This is a genomic window from Alkalihalobacterium sp. TH-98 (genome assembly GCF_057473385.1).
The window spans coordinates 75,069-93,801 of sequence record NZ_JBYCKM010000007.1 but is presented as its reverse complement, the minus strand read 5'-3'; the positions used below and the strand labels follow the sequence as shown (position 1 = coordinate 93,801).

Sequence of the window (18,733 nt, the reverse complement as noted above, 5' to 3'; positions counted from 1 at the left end):
TTTAGCTCGGTTATCCCTTCATTAGGATAATCGAGTTTTTTTATTAGAACGGTGTAATGTTTGCTGTTCTTTCGGCTCGTCTTCACTCTCCCCTTTTATTGTAACATAGCTGTGTTTCTCGCTTTTCCGACCCTTTTATTTCTTTTAGGTGAAATAGCTCCAGCGTACGCTCTCTTTCTTTGCACTATTTATTCTTATTCCATAGTTAACATCATGTCCTTTTCTCTCTTGTCTAAATAAAAACCTCATTATAATACTGGATTCATAGAGTACCTTAATATAATTAAATTCATAACAAAAAAGCTCACCTCCTGTATGAACCGGATCATACAGAAAAGCAAGCTTATTAGCTTGATTTATTAGCCTAAATCAACATTATGGTACACTTGACCGACATCTTCTAAATCTTCTAGAGCATCCAATAACTTTTCGAATTGTTCTTGTGCATCTTCAGGAAGCGTAATGTCACTTTGTGCAAGCATCGTTAGTTCAGCAACATTAAATTCTGTAATGCCGTTATTTTTAAATGCTTCCTGCACTTCATGGAACTGATCAGGTTCAGCGTAAACAATGACTGTATCTTCTTCTTCTAAAATATCTCGAGGATCGATATCCGCTTCCATTAATAACTCTAACACTTCATCGGCTGTTTTTCCTTCAACACCAATAACAGTCGTTGCATCAAACATATAAGATACCGAACCACTAACACCCATATTTCCACCATTTTTTTTAAAAGCAGCACGCACTTCAGCTGCTGTACGGTTCACGTTATTTGTAAGCGCATCGACAATAATCATTGACCCATTGGGTCCAAAGCCTTCATAACGTAATTCATCATAGGTTTCTTCTGAACCACCTTTTGCTTTTTCAATCGCTCGATCAATAATTGTCTTCGGTACACTATATGTTTTTGCACGCTCAAGGACTACTTTTAAAGCTTGGTTAGATTCTGGATCAGGCTCACCTTGTTTTGCAGCTACGTAAATTTCACGACCAAACTTTGCATAAACACGACTCGTATTTTTGTCTTTTGCCGCTTTTTTCTCTTTAATGTTATTCCATTTACGACCCATAATGAACACTCACTTTCAAGTTTTAAAATCTACGTTGTCTATTATACATTATAATCAACATTTGGTTAACTAGACTGATTAAAAGTACCTCTAACTTGTACATCTTATCTTAGCATTTAAAAAGTTATTCTACTGTCCACCCAATCATTCAACCGTTTTTTTCCAATTTTATTTATATCTATTAAACTCCCTTCCTATTTATACTATAATGAACACTAGGAAAGGTGGTACGCGCATGAATCCATATAAAATACTTTGGTTACTTTCAATCGCTCAATTTTTAGCGATGCAAGTCTGGTTTAATTTTTCTGCAGTACTCCCAGTCGTAGAAAGTGAATGGGGATTAACTTCAACACAATCGGGTGTTATCATCGCTTGTTTCCACCTTGGTTATGTTATTGCTATCCTTTTTTATAGCTTTATGAGTGATAAGTATGATCCAAAACAATCTTTTGTTTATGGAGCTTTAATTGCAGGAACAGCTGGTATCTTACTGAGCTTCTTTGCCCAAGGTTTTTGGTCTACTCTCATTTTACGAACAATAAGCGGAATCGGAATTGCTGGAATTTATGTACCCGGCATGCGAATCATATCGCAATTGTTCCCTTCACATGAAAGAGGTAAGGCTCTTGGCATATTTGTAGGTTCATTAGTTGTTGGTTCGGGGTTCTCCTTACTCGTCTCCGGGCTGTTTATTGAAAGGATTGGATGGCAAGGTGTTGTATTTATTACTTCTAAATTTTGTTTAATCGCTAGCTTAATTGCGTTTTTTGTTAAAGTTCCACCAATGCCTTCTAGTAATGGAAGTGCTTTTGATTTGAAGAAAATAAAGAATGTATTTAAAAAGCCGAACCTACTAGTGAATGGCGGTTATGCTGGTCATTGTTGGGAATTATATGCAATGTGGGCTTGGATTGGGCCTTTTCTCGTGTACTACTTTCTCCAACAAGGATTTGAACAAGAAGCGGCGATCCGCTTTGGTAACATTGCCGGTGCTTTAGTCATTATGATAGGTGGTATTGCTACATATATAGGCGGTAGAGTTTCAGATTCTATCGGCCGAGTGAGGGCTGCAACATTCTTTTTAATCATTAGTATTTTTTGTTCCATCGCCATTGGTTGGTCAGTCCAACTACCAATCATACTTATGCTCTTATTAGCAGTCATCTATGGTTTTACCATTGTGGCTGATTCTCCTATTTATAATGTATCAATAACGGAAGTAGCTGACCCAGATGTAATTGCTCTGGCTCTTGGTGTCCAATCTGTTCTAGGCTTTACGGTAACTATTTTTTCTCCAATTGTTTTTGGGTATTTTCTAGATCACTTTAATTGGGGAATGGCATTTACAGTTATTGGGGTTGTAACGATAATAGCTCCTATTTGTATGCTGCTATTAGGCAGAATACAACATACAACAAAATTACATCGAGGGAATTTAAAATAGAAATGTAAAATTCTGAGATGACACGGTGAGCCCTACGAATGGAAAAACCTACCTTTCGGTGGGTTTTTATTTTCCTATATTCCTACGTAGATTAACCCAAGTTATGAACACTCGTTGGTGCGAATGACATATATATGTTGAGAAGTTCCAAGCAATAAATAAATGTTGTTGTGTCACGTAAATACCTCATTTTTTTGTTCTTTATATTATAGATACGACTGGACAGCAAAAGTGATATAAAAAACGTTCTTCACTGTGACTCACAGTATAAAAATTTTGGTGAAACTCGTTTCTGTCTTTTTATACGGAACCATAGTACAATTGGTTTCATATTTTATTTTTTTAGATAGAAATAATCTTATGCCTTGTTTGCGTTCGTTCCATTTTTAACGACTAACGCGAGTATTTAACGAACTTTCAGCTATGTGTATTTATGCAACTTTAATTTTGGAGTGAAAAACATGATCGAGATTGACAAAAATCAGCGGCAAATCCTAAGTAAAGCCTGTTTCAATTGCAGCGATCCATATTTTCAACCTGGGCATTCTAGTTTACCTGTTATTGGTTGTTGTAGTTACAGTCCTGTAATCAGCCTTTATGAAATTTACCAAATGGTACAACAAAATGACCGTAATTTTTTTATCAATACAATTTATAACAATGAAAATTGTACAATAAATGACTTTAACATTATTATTCATGCGCATGTACATCCTCTTTTTGAAGAAGACTACACCGGTCAGCTCTCGTCCATTGAACTATCTGATTTAAAATTAAGCTATTCGACCTGTCAATTCTTTGAAAGTAATATTGGCTGTTCGCTTAAACCTTCCTATAAAAATGCAACATGTCGATCGTTTATCTGCTCTACCGTTGAAGATCAGTTAGACACTCAGCACCAAAAACAGTTATCTGAATGGTCTCGAACGATACAACTGGAAACCAAAACGTTTAATGATACCCATCAAGCTATACTAAAAGAGAAAGGCTTATCGTTAACTAAAAATGTCAATACCGTACTCGATTACCTAAAAAACATCTAAAATGAAATAAATATTATAATTTTCTGCCTATTTTTATTAGATTCAGTTGACCAACAGCTACCTTCTGTTATAGTATAGATGTAAGAAAATAATCTGTTATAAAACAGATTAGAATTAGGAGGCGGTTGGTAATGTGTCAAACTGAAAAATATCGTCATGTATGGTTTCTTTATTTATCTAATTGTGAAAAATACGGGATTGAAAGCAAATTAGACTTTTATCAGTTTGTGAATTCAATGACCGTAGATCAAATTGAACAATTATTTGATCAATCACAATAAACTCAATGTAAGGTAGGTAATTTATGGAGGTTAGCGCATGAAGGATGATGTTAGTGCTGTCATAGTTCAAATATAGAAAATGTCTGTTTCAATCAGCATCGAAACAGACGTTTTTTTATTTTGATTAAGTTCTTATGATAAGATAAACATAAATAAAAAGAACGGGGAGATTACTTCAAATGAAAAGGCTGTTACTGGGCATTATATACTTATATCAAAAAATCATTTCACCACTAAAACCACCTACCTGCCGCTTTCATCCATCTTGTTCCCATTACGGCTTTGAAGCGATTAAACGATATGGAGCTATTAAAGGCAGCTGGTTGACGCTAAAAAGGATATTAAAGTGTCATCCGTTTCATCCTGGTGGATTTGACCCCGTCCCAGAAAAAGAAACCAAGAATAAAAATCAAACGAGGTGAACCTTTTGAATTATAATCATGATATCGACTACGATCGAGATGGCGATCGTGAAGATCGACTAACAGATACAGAAATCGTAAATTTGCTTAAGTCAAGTTTACAGCAAGAAGAAGAAATGTTAAAAACGTACACGATCTTAGCAGAGCGAATTCATGATAATGATGTATTAAAAAATCGCTTAGCAAATTTTGCACAAGGTAATGCCAAACGCTCCCGCCAACTTGAAGAGGAAATCAAACAAAACGAGGAAAGCCATTAAGTGTAGCGGAGTCACACAGAGGTGCTAATCATACAAGCACCTCTATTTTACTTACCTATTTCACCTGACGAATTTAATCAATAATGAGATTTCGTAGTCCTCAACTATAGTTTCTTCCTTTTCCTGAATCGCTAATTTCAACAAGTTCCTCAGGGTATGGCTCGAAAAATGTTTGTTCGAGCATATAATCATTATCAAATCGATACGCCCACGCTTTTAAAATACTCACAACGCTACTAATTGGAAGTTTTTTTTCACGATACTTTTCTAATGTTGATAAAAAATATTCCTTTTCTTTCGTTGATAAATGTGGTGAAAAATAGCCGAATATCCGCTGGCATACATTGATGTTCGACGTGTAACGAGGGATTCTGCTAAAAAGCTGAAACAGTTCATCTTCATATAAACTAAACGTTTCTTCAACCGGTCTGTTATCTTTATTACTTAGGATTTGACCTAAAATCTTCAACCTTTTTTGGTTATATGACATGAACAAATATTTATTTTTCTTATGGAAGTCATTGAGTTGATTTAGTTTTAAAGATGACTTTACTTTTTTAAACTCTGTCGTCGTAAATAATTTCGTTAAATAGTGTTCTCTAATCTTGAAATTTTTTAGTCTTCCTTCATCTTCAATCGAAGATTTCGGATAATACTGTAATACTTTTGCTGTGAAAGCACCGCTGCCAGTTCGAACAGTTGGAGACTTCTCTAATCCTGAATATACTTTTACATCTGTAATCCCACAACTTGGTGAACGGTTTTTCAGAATAAATCCATCCACATCTTTTAACTCCTCTAAAAAGCCTTCTGCAAATTCTTCCATATCTGACGTTAAGTCTTTTCCAGTCTTCGGTTGTACCAGTCGGTCTTTTTCACCTTCAGCGACGAGACGAATAACTTCTCGAGGCGTTCCTAAACCGATTTCCACTTCTGGACATACTGGAATGAATTCAACATACGGCTTTAAATTATGTACAGTTTTGTCTGTTAATTTATCTCCATTATAACGGCAAGCAGAAAATTCAATACATTTACTGACCACGACTTTTGGCTTACAAAAATCTTTCATACATCCACCAACCCATTCTTAGTTCATTCATTAAATAACCTGCAGTCCTAACGTTTTATTAGGTTATGTAATCTCAATTTTAAAATGCAAACCTTCACTTTATATCTTTATCTTTATAAGTGGTTCCCCTGATGATCAAAGCGTTTCCTATAATTCCCCTTGAGCAAAAATTTCATGCTCTAAATTCTTTAAGTACCCATGTATAAAATTGTACTGGAAAAAGGATAATAATCGAAGAAGAAAATGACAGGCATTAAGTTAAATTTATACGATTTTTGGTCGAAATCCAATGATAATCGTCCAATCATTTTAGAAATGGAAACTGTTAGATTATTTTTATTGTAAAGGAGATTTATTAACTTATGCACAAACTCGCTATCTTAATTGTCCTAACTGTTACGATACTTACGTTTACAGCTTGCCAAGATCGTCCTGAAGATATTACACAAAGTATAGAAAAACAACATATGCGTGCGACAGACGGAATTGAACCCTTGCATCCTTCAAATAAAGATCAAAATAAAACAAGAAGAGATGTAACTGAAAACGCTGTTTCTTATGCTTCGGAATTTGGATATTACTTAAACCAATTATACGCTCATCTGGAACCGTTAAATAATTTGTTCTATACAGAAAATCCAACTGAAAAGGATGTCCAAGAGGCTCAAGAACACGTTCAAAAGGCTCAGGATTGGAGTGAGTACATACTTAGTTTAGATACACCGCCAGAGTTCGTAAACCTTTATATAGGCCATAGTAGTACACTCCTTGAACTAGACTCTCTTATGAAAAGTCTAGAGGATATGGACTTAAATGAAGAGGTTGACTTTAGAAGAGCTCGTTTATATTACGAAAACACCATCATTGCCGTAAAGTCCATGGAACGTGAATATAAAGGAGTACTCGAAGAACACGGGATCAAATAAAAAAAGGTGCCAGGCACCTTCACTACATTAAAGAGGTGAAGGTGCCTGGCACCGATTAAATTATTCGTGTCTAGGGAAGACGTTTTTTCTGATCTCTGATAGTTGACCGCCAATACCTTGGAACGGTTCGGCAATATCGTTCCCTTCAAGCACTGCACGAATTCGATTGACATTTCTTCGATCTATAGCAATGCGCACTCGGTCAAGATCAACTACTTCAGAAAGCTCTTCTTCAACTTCTTTAACAAGCTTCGGTCGATTTTGTTCCGGTGATTCAATGCCAATAAGTAACATTCCGTCATGGGGGAGCACATAAACTTCGTTGATATTCTCAATTGCCAACAGTTTTTGTCGAATAGAATCTTTAGTATCTAAAGTTTGAAGTTTTTCGTTATCAATTTGCTTATGTCTTAAATGTGGACGATCTCCAAGCACATACTTACCTCTGATTGTATTAGGAATATTATTGTAAATCCTTGCCCCACTTCGATTTGTACCTTGTGTTTTAAAACCTAAATTTCGTTCGCTTGTATAGTACATATTATTTTCAGCAATCGGTTGTGCCCGATCGGTACGCCCTTTTGGTACACCATCAGGAACCATCATATCACTCAAAGGACCTTCATGATTTCTAGCTCGATTAGTCCCGAAACCACTAAATCCCTCTTCACGAAAATGATTTGCCCCCATTGGGTGCTTCTGTTCCACAACGCCACATCCGGAGAACATCGCTAAGAGCAACATAAGCATGACGATAACCGAGGTTAGTTTTTTCATCATAATTCTCCTTTCTTGTTACTTATAAGTTGTGTACTATTAGTCGATTTCATGAGAAGAAGTTAGCGGAAATTGTTTCATTACAAGAGAAAAACTTTTAGAAAAGAACTCACATCTTGTCGATTTGTTGTTTATTTTTAAAGTTCATGACTACTTTTAGGGAATGTATTTAATTATCAATAAAAATACGTATAATTGTCGTTGTGTGTAAAATAAATTCAAACTTTCTCACATAGTAGCAATGAGACAATAAGTTTACACAAATTAATATTGATAAAAAAATGGAGTGGAAGAAATGTTATTGTATGCGATTGAACGAAAAAGAAGTCAGATGATCTTATTAGCTGAAAAATATGGCTACACTTCCGAGGCAACGGTTAAGTGCAGTCAAGAGTTGGACAGGCTGTTGAACCTAGCCCAGCAAACAACCTGTATGAATGTGAAGATGGCTAAATAAATTACCATTTATAATTTACCTTTCACGGCTACTATTGTTATAATAAAAGTATCTTTACCACTATACTCATATAGTTAACCCCTTTGTTTAAAAGTACTTTCTTCTACTTCAATGTGTAAGGAGTTGTATTTGTGGATGGTGTAAAAATAGCCTGTCAGGAAATTCTTAAACGCCTTCAACTGATGGATGGTGTCAAAATCTCTTATCAAACACAAGATGAGATCGAACGTATCATTAGAAGTACATACTATCTTGGATATGCAGATGGACAACTGGAAGCCAAGAAAAAAACAAATAAAAATATCATAACGGCTGATCGCTGACAAACGAAAAAGTGCCAGCATCACTTTTTACACTTAAAAGAAACAAATCGTAGATCTTTCAAGGTATTGGTTTGTTCTGGCACTTTAGAAAAAATTAATTAATTACTCTTGCGCGTTCAAATGGACGCTGTAAAATTCTACCAAGGTCCCTCATGAAGTTTTCAGAATCTATACCTTCTTCATAAGGTGTTCCCTCTCTCAAGTTATACAGTTGTCTTTGGAATTCGGAAAAACCTTGATCATCATGAATGACGACGCGAACTTCCACATCATTTGCGATAGCTGAATGTACTGTTTCTTTCACCTTGTTTTCTATTTCATCGTTCCACTCTTCTGTTGTATAAACACCTACTAAGACTATTCTACCTTGAATATAAACATGTGCGTCTTCAACTTCTTCGAATTGCAACAGTTGCTTCGTTAAAGGTCTGTTTCCATTATAAAATTCAATGTAATCCGCATTATCAGTTCTAGTATTTGTCCCATGCCCTGTATTTCTTCTCGAAGTAATAAGTTGTCTACTCATTAATGGGGTTCTCCCATCAACAGCCATCTCTGGATCTAACTCTGGAACTTGTTGTTCTTCAAGAATTCTTTGTTCATTTTGTTGTACCCCTGCTCCTGTACCACAAGCAGTTGAAACAATAACTAAAACCATTAACGATAAAAAGCAGAAACATACTTTTTTCACGGTACACTCCCCTTTCTTTTATTATCGTTTAATTTTTTTCAACATAATAACCCTGTAAACTATAGGAAATTAGAAAAGCGAGGGAGATTTTTAGAAAACCTAAAAGAATTTTCGATTAACCATTGCAATCAATACTACAATTTGATAAGGTAGACACAACAACAAGTGAATATTCTTTACTTCGAAATTGAAGTGAGGATAGAGGTGCAAAGATCATGAGTAAACAATGCGAGGAGGATGAGCTCTATTGAACATTGTTGAAAGGGGGATTTGCCGAAGTCTACGGTTCTCATACTAACCAAGGGCTGGGTCTGTATTGAATAAATGCAGAACTGTCATATAGTACATACTATATGGAGGGCTATCTTACGCAAGGATAATGGTAAATGTCATTCCTAGCAACAATGAGCAGCTCTTCTCATTGTTGCTTTTTATTGTTATAAAATTGTATTTGAAATGCACTAAGGGGGAAGCTAAAATGAATTTTGGAAAAGTCTTAACAGCAATGGTTACACCGTTTGACGTTTATGGAAATCTCGATCTGCAAGCTACGGAGCAATTAGTAAATCACCTGATCGCCAATGGTTCCGACGGACTCGTTGTCGCAGGAACTACAGGTGAATCGCCTACTTTATCTGCAGAAGAAAAACTCACACTTTTCAAACAGGTTGTTGAGGTTGTAAACGGTCGAGTACCTGTCATTGCAGGAACAGGTTCAAACAATACAGCAGCATCCATTGAATTAACAAAACAAGCAGAAGAAATTGGTGTCGATGGCATCATGCTCGTTGCCCCTTATTATAATAAACCTTCTCAAGAAGGCCTTTATCAACACTTCAAAGCGATCGCAGAGCAAACGAAACTGCCTGTTATGATCTACAACATTCCTGGGCGCAGCGCAGTTGACATTTCAGTAGAAACGACTGTCCGTTTATCACAAATTCCTAATATCGTTGCAACGAAAGAAGCAAGCGGTGACTTAGAAGCAATGGCAAAGATTATTAGTGAAACAGATAGCAACTTTAGCCTCTATAGTGGAGATGATAGTCTAACATTACCGATCTTATCCATTGGAGGTACAGGCATTGTTTCGGTTTCTGCTCATATTATCGGGAATGAAATGCAAAACATGGTAACAAGTTTCTTGAAAGGAAATGTATATGAAGCTGCGGAACAACATCGCACCTTATTACCATTAATGAAATCACTATTTACAGCACCTAGTCCATCACCAGTTAAAGCAGCGTTAAACATGAAAGGAATTACGGTAGGTTCAGTTCGCCTTCCTCTCGTTCCTTTAACAGAAGAAGAAGAACAACAATTACGAACCACCATTTTCCCTGAAGTTTCTTACAATGTAGGGTAAAAACAACTCTATCAAATGAGGAAGCACTTAATAAACGACTAAACAACCCCGAGTTAACCTAATGAGGTTATTCGGGGCTTTCTTTATAAATTCTTAGCAAAGAATTACATTCGACGAGTAAGCAATTTCTAGAGAGCTTACTATGACTATGACACTTGTCTTCGCTTAAAGACTCGCCATTCGGCAGTTCTTTAACCTACCTTTTGCACATTCCTCTTTTTAAATACTCGCCTCGTCACATATTCATCAATGAAACCGGTACCTAATAAAACGCCTAGTACGATAAAAACAAAACCAGTTAATTGTAATAACGTTATTTGTTCGCCTAACCATAAAGCTGAAAAAACTAATCCAAAGAAAGGAACAAAATTATTAAATACAGCCGTCTGCCCTGCCCCAAGTCGGTGGATCGCAGCATTAAATAAGAAATGACCTAAAGCTGTAGCGAAAATCGAAGAAACTAAAAAGATGCCCCAGATCCACCCAGTTTGTTCGATCATTTGAGACGTTCCTGCCGGCTCTACAAATAAGCTGATCACAAATAAAAAACTGGATCCCACAACTAACATTACTGCTGTCATTACTCTTGAATCAATCGTATTTGTTCCTTTCTTAATATATATAAAAGAAACCGCCTGAACGAACATCGCAATAAATATAGAGACATCTCCCGCATTTATCGATGTGAAACTTTCTCCACTTTGTAAAATGATTGAAGCTACACCACAGAAAGCGAAAACAATACCAATAACCCGTAACCTCGATAATGAATCTTTTAACATGACAGAAGCCAAAATTGATGTTGTTAGAGGCAGTAATGCTAATATTAATGCTGTGTTAGAGGCGGTTGTCATTGTTAAACCCCAGGCCAAGAAAAAATGGTGACCCGTCACTCCGAAAATCGTTGCTATAAAAATGTATTTCCATTCTACCTTTGTAAATTTCCTTAATTGTTTAATCAGTATACATACTGTAATTGCTACAACTCCCGCTAAGAATACTCGAAAAGACGTCATGGTAACCGTTGGGAAAACGTCAACAAGCATTTTAATAAATACGACATTCATCCCCCAAATAACCATAACCATCATTAGCAATACGTATGTAAAAATATTAGAGTTTTTGTTATTCAAAGTTGATCTCCCCTTTTATAATAGCTGCAACCAATGGAACAGATAGAGGAATAATGCTAATACAAACATACAAACAAAGACAAATTGACTGTTCTTTTTGGCAATATCAATAGAAGAATAGTTCATCAATCCAGAAGCCATTAAAACCGATCCAGAAAAAGGTGACACTTGCGTTGCTAATGTCCATGCAATCAACAAAAGGATGGCCATGAACTCAGAACTAACAGAAAAAAGTTGCGGTGACAGTGCACTACCAATCCCAATTACGATAACAACGGGATGAATCCCAAAAATTGATAAAAGTACCGCAAAACTAATGACAATTAAAGCCATTACATAAATATATCCTTGAGAGACTGTCAAGATCATTTGAGATACATGGACTCCCATATCGGTTAGTGATAGTGCTGCACCAAAAAATCCGGCACTAATAAAAATAACAATTTCATTTTTCAAACGAGCAAAACATTGATTAATATAAGAAGCCAGTTCCCTTATATAATCTTTGAACTGTCTTGAAAAAACAGCCCATAATAGTGGATAGAAAAATCCGAGCAGAGATACAACGGTTAACATATTAACGGGCAGGATGAATTCCAATAGGAATGAACTTAAAAACAGCCCTAAACCAAACAGAACTAATAAACGCAGGGATGGAAGCTCTTTTTCATGTTCTTTTTTCACACCTTTAGGCAGAACATGATTTTCATCATGTTCAAATTTCAATCGAGGAAAGAAGATGATGGAAATTACCGTGTAAATCATTCCAATGATTAGTCCGTATAACCCGATTGAACTCCATGAGACATCGAAAAGTACTAACACAAGTCCCACATTTACAAAATACGGGGACCAGAACATACAAAACCCGAAAGCTCGGAGTAAGATCATTACCATTTTCTTTTTAAAAAAGTTGGATAAACTTCCTTCAATAATTCGATGTACTAGAACCATAGACCCTAAATTAAGTACGGCCCCCATCGTTGCTGTTAGTAGAAATCCTAGGCGGTAAGGATGCGAATTACTGTTATTTTCCTGTTCCAATCGTTCAATACGGACTTTTAACGTTGTCAATAAACCAGCTAACGAGATAAACACCCCTATTAACGGTACGAGCAAAAAGAGGGATAATAAATTAATGTTATAGCCAAAAGCTAATAAAAAAGAGGTCGCATCCGATTCCTCAACAAAAAAAACAACCATTCCAATCGTTAATAATGGAATAGTAATGAAAATGCTGCTCTTTCTAACAAAAGGTAACGCAGCAAACAACAAAACTGCTGCTAATAAACTATACGACACACTCAATAGCATACTAGAATAAAAAACCGATAATAAGTACAATGCCACTGTTAAAAAGCAGATCAAACCTATAATTGTATTCCACTTCATACTCATATATATCTGCTCCCCTTACAAATGAAAAAAGCTGCAAAATGCAGCTTGACCTTCTAAAATTATAAAAATGTAAACAAAGATATGATAAATATGGCTATACAAGAAAAACCAATTGCAAAAAATATAGCAGCTAGGCGCTTATTTGCCTTCATAATGAAGAAAAAACCTAGAGCACCAAACATCCCAGTTAATAGAAAAAAGCCAAACCCTAATAAAACAATCATCATTCCTGGATCCATATATACAATCTCCTAACATTTCTTTCTCTATATTAACAAATATTTTAGTTTTTGTAACGAATTACGATTTATTTAAGTTCAAGCCTTTTTAAAATGATATCTATCGGTACACCATCTGATGTATCAATATCACTAAAACTGACAGTTCTTAAATCCCTTTTACCCACTTCTTTTGTTCCACTAACTTGATGTTCTGTCTTCAGAATACGAGCATCCCAATCTTCTACCCAGGATATATCGACCTTTTCTTTTTCGACGCTTATTCGTTCTAAGCGAGAAACCGCCATTCCTGTCTTCGATTTTTCTTGTGCTGAAGCTAATTGTATAATTACAAAACTCCAAACGACTACAAATAGCAAAGCCGATAGAACTACTAAAAGTCGTTGTTTCACTAAGTCCATAAAGACTACTCCCCCACCCTGTCTACACCTCTTTTTATCTAGTATTCTTATATTATCATAGGTATATATTCTCTAATAGATGGGTTTTAGGCGTTTTTTTGACTTTTACTCTAATTAACAGCCAATTCATTAAGTTCAATGTACTCATATTTATTTCCTACTTATCCACTAATGTATCTATTTTCCTATTTCAAACTGGAAAACTTGATCTTCATATGCTTTTTGACCTTGTACATAAGTTCGTTCACAAAAGGTCAATTGCTTTGATTTGCTAATCGTTATAACTGTGGAACATCTCGTTCCGTAAGTCTCCATTTTTATAAACATCGGCGATAATTGTTTTTCTAGCTCTATCCCTACCCCTGTTTCAGGTAATAATTGTACTTCTGCTTTTTCGTCGTTTGTAAGACCATCTAATAACTGCCCTATAATATCCTCTTTCTCGATTTGAAGAGTTTGTTCTACTAATGTTTTCCCACGCTCAACTTTTGGCCAAGACGTATTTAAGAAAGCATTACTCACACTATGAATCCCAGGTTGTATTTTTTCAATGGTGTTTTCACGATTCGAGTAATAAAAAAGTTCCTCTACAGTACCACATAACAAATTAAATCCTAAATATTCATTCCTGTGATCTCTTACCATGTTTAAGTAGTCTCTTGCGGATAATTGACTTTTTAAGAAATTAACCACTAATTCTCCACGAGACTTTTCATCTTTCTTTTCTCGTACTTCACGATAGTTTGTAAGTGCAGCAAAACGCCCTTCTTTTGTAACACCCAGCCACGTTCCACCTTGCTCGAGGTCTTTTCCTGCAATGAGACCAGGTACCTCTTTCCAATAATTGGCTTTTGCTGTCGGCCTTATAAAGAATTCATCTCGGTTCGCAGCTAAGATTAAATCGTATTGGTCGTGTGCTTTATAAGCAAAATTAATTAAACACATCATTGACACTCCTTGTAGGTAAAGGTAAAAGATTGGTATAATTTTTAGACATAGTATAGTATGAAACTTTATTTCACTCAAATCGTAAATAATAATACGAATGGAAGAGGAGGCATTAAAATGACTGAAAAAGAAACGTATTCAAAAGAATTACTTGAAATGTTTAAAGAAGAACAAGATGTAGATAAAGTATTACATAAAATCGGCGGACTTGGTGAAGCTGCTCAAAAAGAAGCAGGGGAATCTCTTGAGGCCTTGAAACGACCTGTAAAAGAGATGTTGTCGCAGCCAAATAATGACTTGCCTGCTCAACTACATAAGTTAAAGGAAGTTGTGGGTGAACTCGAACCTGATTATTTAAAAGACGGTCAACTAAAAAAATTCGTTAATAAAGTATTACGTCGCAGTCCAATTGAACAATATGCTAAAAAGTATCAAACTGTTGAAGCTCAAATTGAGGCCATTATTGAAGGTCTGCTCCACGGTAAAGATAAACTTCAGGAAGATTCACTTATGCTAAAAGAATTAAAAGTAGTTGCAAGAGAGCGTATTACGAACTTAAATGAGCAAATCGAAATTGGTAAACAGTTAAATAGTATGCTTGAAGCTGAAATGACAACGGAAGAATGGAAAGATAACCCCACTGCCTTGCAAAAAGGACAGCAAAAAGTCATTTCCCGTATAAAAAATATGTCGCAGGCAATTATGGTATTGCAACAATCCGTTGCTTCTATCGATCTTATTATCGAGAATAATGATAAGCTAGAAGAAGCGATATTTAACGCAATTACTATGACGAAAAACATTATAACAGTAACTGCATCTATCCAACTTGCATTAGGGAATCAGCAAAAAGTGATCAAAGCCGTTCAAAATGTTAATCAAGCGACAGAATCCATGTTACTTACCAATGCACAGATGTTAAAAGATAATACAGAACAGACCTTAAAAACTTTAGAAGAGCCAGCAATTGCTCTTGAATCATTTAAAAAGGCCTATGAGGATGTGTTTTCTGCTATCCAACTTACTGAGCAATCAAATGAGCGCATCATTTCCAGTGGAAAAAGATTTATCGCAGAAATAGATGAATTAAATGATCGAATGAAAACAAAGTTACTTCAGTAAGAGTGCTCATTGGCCTTTAAAGGAGCGAAAGCGATGTTAAATCGTTTACTAGAAATTCCTTGGATAGAAAGTATTTTACCTGATCGACTTCGTCCCGTCCAAGATGAAATTTTATCAGACGAAGCTACTCTGGAAACTTTACATGAAGCTGAACGCATTCTAGAGCATGTCATTAAGCAATCGAGTAAATATAGTAAAAATCGGACCGTAAAAAAGAAGCATCATGAATATGTCATCACTGTAAAAATTAAAAAGAAAATGATTAGCCTAACGATCCTAGATACGTACTACTCTAAATCAAAGTATAAAAAACGTATTTACATTCACTGTTATCGTAAGTACTTTAAAGCAGATCACGGTGTTGGAAAATGTAAAGAAGCATCCATTCACTACACGAAAAATAAAAAAACTTTCGTACGAAGTGTCAAAAAATCACCATATACACAAAATTTATTTTATAAAATTGATAAATTAGATGATGCCCTACTTGGACAACTTATTCAAAGTGATAACGAAGAAGAAAATTACATTCCGCAAACGAATCAACTAAAAAGTAATGATCAAGTGAAAAGTTTAGTGATGGAAACAAATCGATTAATCAGCCATACTCGTAAGCTTCATATTGACCCACTTATTGAAAAGAGATTAGAACAAATTATCGATCATACTGAAATGTTACTACCTGACTTTTCGTTACTTGAAATTGAAGAAAGACATATGATGAAGCGGATGCTAAATGAAGACATTCCTAACCTAGTCCATACGTATCTCTCTTTATCTCCTGAGAACAAAAAAGAACAGCGAGAAAATGTGTTCGTAACTTTATCTAAAATGGAGTTAACTCTCATCCGTTTAAAAGAGGACCTTGAAAAAGCACGAGTCCAACGGATGGAGCATTTATTAAAGCTTAATCATTTAAGATATACAAATGACAGATACGAATAGCAAAACAGGTGACATGAGTGTCACCTGTTTTTAACTTTTAATCGTTTAAATTTTAGAAATATTATATCGATTGTAATTAAACTGCTTTACATCGCTCGTCCCTTCTTATAAACTCTGATTGTAAGGGTTTTCAAATATGGAAGGAATTGAAAAAGGAGGAAACTATGACACAAAAAATATTTGATTTGGGAAATCGAATTCATCTCATTGATGGGTTTGACCTTGGGTTACCTTATCGTACAGGTACATACGTTATCCAAGATGAAAAAATTGCACTTGTAGAAACTGGACCGAGTCTTTCTGTTCCTCATATTTTAAACGGTCTTAAAGAGCTGGAAATTGACCCTAATGACGTTGCATACATAATTGTTACCCATATTCATTTAGACCATTCCGGTGGCGCTGGATTACTACTAAAAGATTGCCCAAACGCTAAAGTAGTCGTCCATCCTAAAGGTGCTCGTCATTTAATTGACCCATCCCGCCTCATTTTAGGAGCAAAAGCTGTTTATGGAGATGACTTCGATCGATTATTTGATCCAATCTTACCTATTCCTGAAGAAAAAGTGATTATTAAAGAAGATTTAGAAACTATAGCATTGAGTGAAACATGTGAACTCACTTTCTACGATACACCAGGACATAGTGATCATCACTTTAGTATTTATGATCCAGTCAGTAATGGTATTTTCACAGGTGATACAATTGGTGTAAATTACAATCAAGTCCTTGAAGGTACTGATATTCAGCTTTATCTTCCATCAACATCACCAAATCAATTTAAGCCTGATGCCATGTTAGCTTCTTTAGAAAGAATTTATGCCCTGAATGTGGACTGTGTTTATTTTGGTCACTTTAATGTCGCCCGGGATGTTGAGGAAGTGTACAAGCAGATTAAGACATGGTTACCTATTTTTGTTGAGATTGGGGAAAAAGCTGAGGAAACAGGAAAAGACCACCACTGGATTGCGGAACAACTGTTACTAGCTGCAAAGGAAGATTTACAAAAGCATAATATTCCTGAAACACACCCTGTGTATGAATTTATTAAACTAGACTCATCTGTTTGTGCAATGGGCATTGCAGACTACCTTGCTAAGAAAAAACGGTAATGTAAAAGGCTGACACGATGTCGGCCTTTTTCACTTTAATCCATTCACTATACCTACTTTTCTAGCGAGGATTTCATAAACGAAATTTACAGAAGCCCATTTATCAGATAAAATGAAAATATACCACATTCCAAATTTCTATGAACATATTTTTTCATAAAGCGAGGGTAACCATGGACCGAAAACAAGCTGAAACACTAGTAGGAAAACTAGTTATTATAAACGAGAACGAACAAGGACAATATATTGGAACACTCGAAGAAGTTATTACAACACCTAGAAAACCGTGGCGAGGATTAGTGAAGATCGTCTCTGTCGAAACTCTACCAAAACCTACTATTAGAAACGGTGTAGAACTTGGTTTACCTCTTTATTCTGAAGGAGAAACAATTGAAGTAAGCGGTACTAAGATTGTAACCTTTGAAGCCGACAGTGCTGCTATTACCTACAAGAAAGGTCTAGAATTAGCGATAATTAAGCAACTTAACTATCATAAAGATAAAAGTAAAGAGCATTCTAGTATTTTTGAAGCATTAGCTGGTTATCTTCATGAAGTCGAACCTATACGGGCTCCTTCAATTCTAGAAGATTTATCACTAATAGAAGCAGATGATAGTGAGAAAACAGATTACTTATATTATACATTGGAAAATCGAAATAACAGTCCTATTTTAGTTGAGGAAATTCATAAAAAAGAAGTCCCGTTGGATGGTTGTCCGTTTGAATTTGAATTAAAAACTAGTCGTGGCTGGGTAAAAGGGGCATATTACTCAAAATGGCTGTTCGAAGCATTATCTGGTAAAAAATACAAACTGAAGGAAGATAAAGTTCTTCGTCTAAACAAAAAACATTTAGAACCGTATGAACTATTATTAAATGAGCTTGATAAACCAGCTCTTCAGTCATTTGAACATTTTTTAAAAACAAATCATTTAACTCATAAACAAATGATAAACTGTCATAACTCTTTAGTAGGGCAACTATTATTTTCTACTGAACAAAAAGAGTTTATTGGTACAAACTTTATTACGTATAAAGACCAGACCAACATGATCATTATTCAACATCACTATAAACGTAAATTAAATGAAGGATTAGATACCGTTTATGATCGCTTTGAGTTAACCTCCTCTACAGGGATTCGTTCTATCGTTACTTACACAAACTCATTTACATCATGAAGATAAGAAAAGCGGAAGGAGCCTGGTTATCGGCGACAAGCGCTGGAGCGCCAGCAGTAGTGTCCGTTTTTTGGACACGTTGATGGACGAAGCGACCTCGAGCCGATGGCGCC

General features: G+C 35.6%; 22 protein-coding genes and 1 riboswitch. Of the genes, 13 read left to right on the top strand and 9 right to left on the bottom strand.

Features of this window, described 5'->3' with window-relative positions; translation table 11 throughout:
• Positions 1 to 359 precede the first annotated feature (359 nt).
• The gene (locus tag AC2VNP_RS03010; RefSeq protein ID WP_486915932.1) at positions 360 to 1,076 is read right to left on the bottom strand and encodes a YebC/PmpR family DNA-binding transcriptional regulator; all 717 of its coding nucleotides are present in this window, start codon (positions 1,074 to 1,076) and stop codon (positions 360 to 362) included.
• Between the two features lie 235 nt (positions 1,077 to 1,311).
• On the opposite strand from AC2VNP_RS03010, the gene AC2VNP_RS03005 reads away from it, so the two are divergent.
• The 5 genes from AC2VNP_RS03005 to AC2VNP_RS02985 all read left to right on the top strand — a co-directional run bounded on the left by AC2VNP_RS03005 (position 1,312) and on the right by AC2VNP_RS02985 (position 4,529).
• On the top strand, positions 1,312 to 2,523 hold the full coding sequence (locus AC2VNP_RS03005) for an MFS transporter (RefSeq protein WP_486915931.1): 1,212 nt from the start codon (positions 1,312 to 1,314) through the stop codon (positions 2,521 to 2,523).
• Between the two features lie 461 nt (positions 2,524 to 2,984).
• Entirely contained in the window at positions 2,985 to 3,566 is a 582-nt protein-coding gene (locus tag AC2VNP_RS03000) for a hypothetical protein (RefSeq protein ID WP_486915930.1), read from the top strand.
• 131 nt (positions 3,567 to 3,697) lie between these two features.
• A complete protein-coding gene (locus AC2VNP_RS02995) occupies positions 3,698 to 3,847 on the top strand; it encodes a hypothetical protein (RefSeq protein ID WP_486915929.1) in 150 nt (49 codons plus the stop codon).
• Positions 3,848 to 4,026: 179 nt separating this feature from the next.
• A complete protein-coding gene (yidD, locus tag AC2VNP_RS02990; RefSeq protein ID WP_486915928.1) occupies positions 4,027 to 4,269 on the top strand; it encodes a membrane protein insertion efficiency factor YidD in 243 nt (80 codons plus the stop codon).
• Between the two features lie 5 nt (positions 4,270 to 4,274).
• Complete coding sequence (locus tag AC2VNP_RS02985; protein ID WP_486915927.1) at positions 4,275 to 4,529, top strand: hypothetical protein; 255 nt, start codon at positions 4,275 to 4,277, stop codon at positions 4,527 to 4,529.
• Positions 4,530 to 4,629: 100 nt separating this feature from the next.
• On the opposite strand, the gene AC2VNP_RS02980 is transcribed toward AC2VNP_RS02985, so the two are convergent.
• Positions 4,630 to 5,601 carry a YbgA family protein gene (locus AC2VNP_RS02980; RefSeq protein WP_486915926.1) on the bottom strand — a complete coding sequence of 324 codons (972 nt, stop codon included), beginning with the start codon at positions 5,599 to 5,601 and terminating at the stop codon, positions 4,630 to 4,632.
• A gap of 362 nt (positions 5,602 to 5,963) precedes the next feature.
• Here AC2VNP_RS02980 and AC2VNP_RS02975 point away from each other — a divergent pair, with 362 nt between their 5' ends.
• On the top strand, positions 5,964 to 6,527 hold the full coding sequence (locus AC2VNP_RS02975; RefSeq protein WP_486915925.1) for a hypothetical protein: 564 nt from the start codon (positions 5,964 to 5,966) through the stop codon (positions 6,525 to 6,527).
• Positions 6,528 to 6,587: 60 nt separating this feature from the next.
• Here AC2VNP_RS02975 and AC2VNP_RS02970 read toward each other — a convergent pair whose 3' ends face one another.
• Positions 6,588 to 7,307, bottom strand: coding sequence for a YhcN/YlaJ family sporulation lipoprotein (locus AC2VNP_RS02970; RefSeq protein WP_486915924.1), 720 nt, complete (start codon positions 7,305 to 7,307; stop codon positions 6,588 to 6,590).
• A gap of 292 nt (positions 7,308 to 7,599) precedes the next feature.
• Between AC2VNP_RS02970 and AC2VNP_RS02965 the strand changes: the two genes are divergently transcribed.
• A complete protein-coding gene (locus AC2VNP_RS02965; RefSeq protein WP_486915923.1) occupies positions 7,600 to 7,761 on the top strand; it encodes an aspartyl-phosphate phosphatase Spo0E family protein in 162 nt (53 codons plus the stop codon).
• A gap of 131 nt (positions 7,762 to 7,892) precedes the next feature.
• Positions 7,893 to 8,084: a hypothetical protein gene (locus AC2VNP_RS02960; RefSeq protein WP_486915922.1), complete on the top strand. Its 192-nt coding sequence runs from the start codon at positions 7,893 to 7,895 to the stop codon at positions 8,082 to 8,084.
• Between the two features lie 94 nt (positions 8,085 to 8,178).
• On the opposite strand, the gene AC2VNP_RS02955 is transcribed toward AC2VNP_RS02960, so the two are convergent.
• Positions 8,179 to 8,775 carry a YhcN/YlaJ family sporulation lipoprotein gene (locus tag AC2VNP_RS02955; protein ID WP_486915921.1) on the bottom strand — a complete coding sequence of 199 codons (597 nt, stop codon included), beginning with the start codon at positions 8,773 to 8,775 and terminating at the stop codon, positions 8,179 to 8,181.
• A 191-nt stretch (positions 8,776 to 8,966) separates the two neighbouring features.
• Positions 8,967 to 9,147: riboswitch (Lysine riboswitch) on the top strand.
• Between the two features lie 106 nt (positions 9,148 to 9,253).
• Here AC2VNP_RS02955 and dapA point away from each other — a divergent pair.
• The gene (gene dapA / locus AC2VNP_RS02950; protein ID WP_486915920.1) at positions 9,254 to 10,141 is read left to right on the top strand and encodes a 4-hydroxy-tetrahydrodipicolinate synthase; all 888 of its coding nucleotides are present in this window, start codon (positions 9,254 to 9,256) and stop codon (positions 10,139 to 10,141) included.
• 191 nt (positions 10,142 to 10,332) lie between these two features.
• Here the strand turns inward: dapA and AC2VNP_RS02945 are convergent, their stop codons facing one another.
• The 5 genes from AC2VNP_RS02945 to AC2VNP_RS02925 all read right to left on the bottom strand — a co-directional run bounded on the left by AC2VNP_RS02945 (position 10,333) and on the right by AC2VNP_RS02925 (position 14,260).
• Entirely contained in the window at positions 10,333 to 11,274 is a 942-nt protein-coding gene (locus AC2VNP_RS02945; RefSeq protein WP_486915919.1) for a DMT family transporter, read from the bottom strand.
• A 15-nt stretch (positions 11,275 to 11,289) separates the two neighbouring features.
• Entirely contained in the window at positions 11,290 to 12,672 is a 1,383-nt protein-coding gene (locus AC2VNP_RS02940; RefSeq protein WP_486915918.1) for a hypothetical protein, read from the bottom strand.
• A 59-nt stretch (positions 12,673 to 12,731) separates the two neighbouring features.
• The gene (locus AC2VNP_RS02935; protein WP_486915917.1) at positions 12,732 to 12,911 is read right to left on the bottom strand and encodes a hypothetical protein; all 180 of its coding nucleotides are present in this window, start codon (positions 12,909 to 12,911) and stop codon (positions 12,732 to 12,734) included.
• A gap of 68 nt (positions 12,912 to 12,979) precedes the next feature.
• On the bottom strand, positions 12,980 to 13,312 hold the full coding sequence (locus AC2VNP_RS02930) for a hypothetical protein (RefSeq protein ID WP_486915916.1): 333 nt from the start codon (positions 13,310 to 13,312) through the stop codon (positions 12,980 to 12,982).
• A gap of 177 nt (positions 13,313 to 13,489) precedes the next feature.
• Positions 13,490 to 14,260 (bottom strand): NRDE family protein, encoded by a 771-nt coding sequence (locus AC2VNP_RS02925; RefSeq protein ID WP_486915915.1) that lies wholly within the window; start codon positions 14,258 to 14,260, stop codon positions 13,490 to 13,492.
• Between the two features lie 117 nt (positions 14,261 to 14,377).
• On the opposite strand from AC2VNP_RS02925, the gene AC2VNP_RS02920 reads away from it, so the two are divergent.
• From AC2VNP_RS02920 to AC2VNP_RS02905, 4 genes are all read left to right on the top strand, one after another.
• Positions 14,378 to 15,382 (top strand): toxic anion resistance protein, encoded by a 1,005-nt coding sequence (locus AC2VNP_RS02920; protein WP_486915914.1) that lies wholly within the window; start codon positions 14,378 to 14,380, stop codon positions 15,380 to 15,382.
• 33 nt (positions 15,383 to 15,415) lie between these two features.
• Positions 15,416 to 16,327: a hypothetical protein gene (locus AC2VNP_RS02915; protein WP_486915913.1), complete on the top strand. Its 912-nt coding sequence runs from the start codon at positions 15,416 to 15,418 to the stop codon at positions 16,325 to 16,327.
• Positions 16,328 to 16,491: 164 nt separating this feature from the next.
• Positions 16,492 to 17,439, top strand: a complete 948-nt coding sequence (locus AC2VNP_RS02910) for an MBL fold metallo-hydrolase (protein WP_486915912.1) — start codon at positions 16,492 to 16,494, stop codon at positions 17,437 to 17,439.
• 173 nt (positions 17,440 to 17,612) lie between these two features.
• A complete protein-coding gene (locus AC2VNP_RS02905; RefSeq protein WP_486915911.1) occupies positions 17,613 to 18,620 on the top strand; it encodes a DUF2777 family protein in 1,008 nt (335 codons plus the stop codon).
• Positions 18,621 to 18,733: the final 113 nt, after the last annotated feature.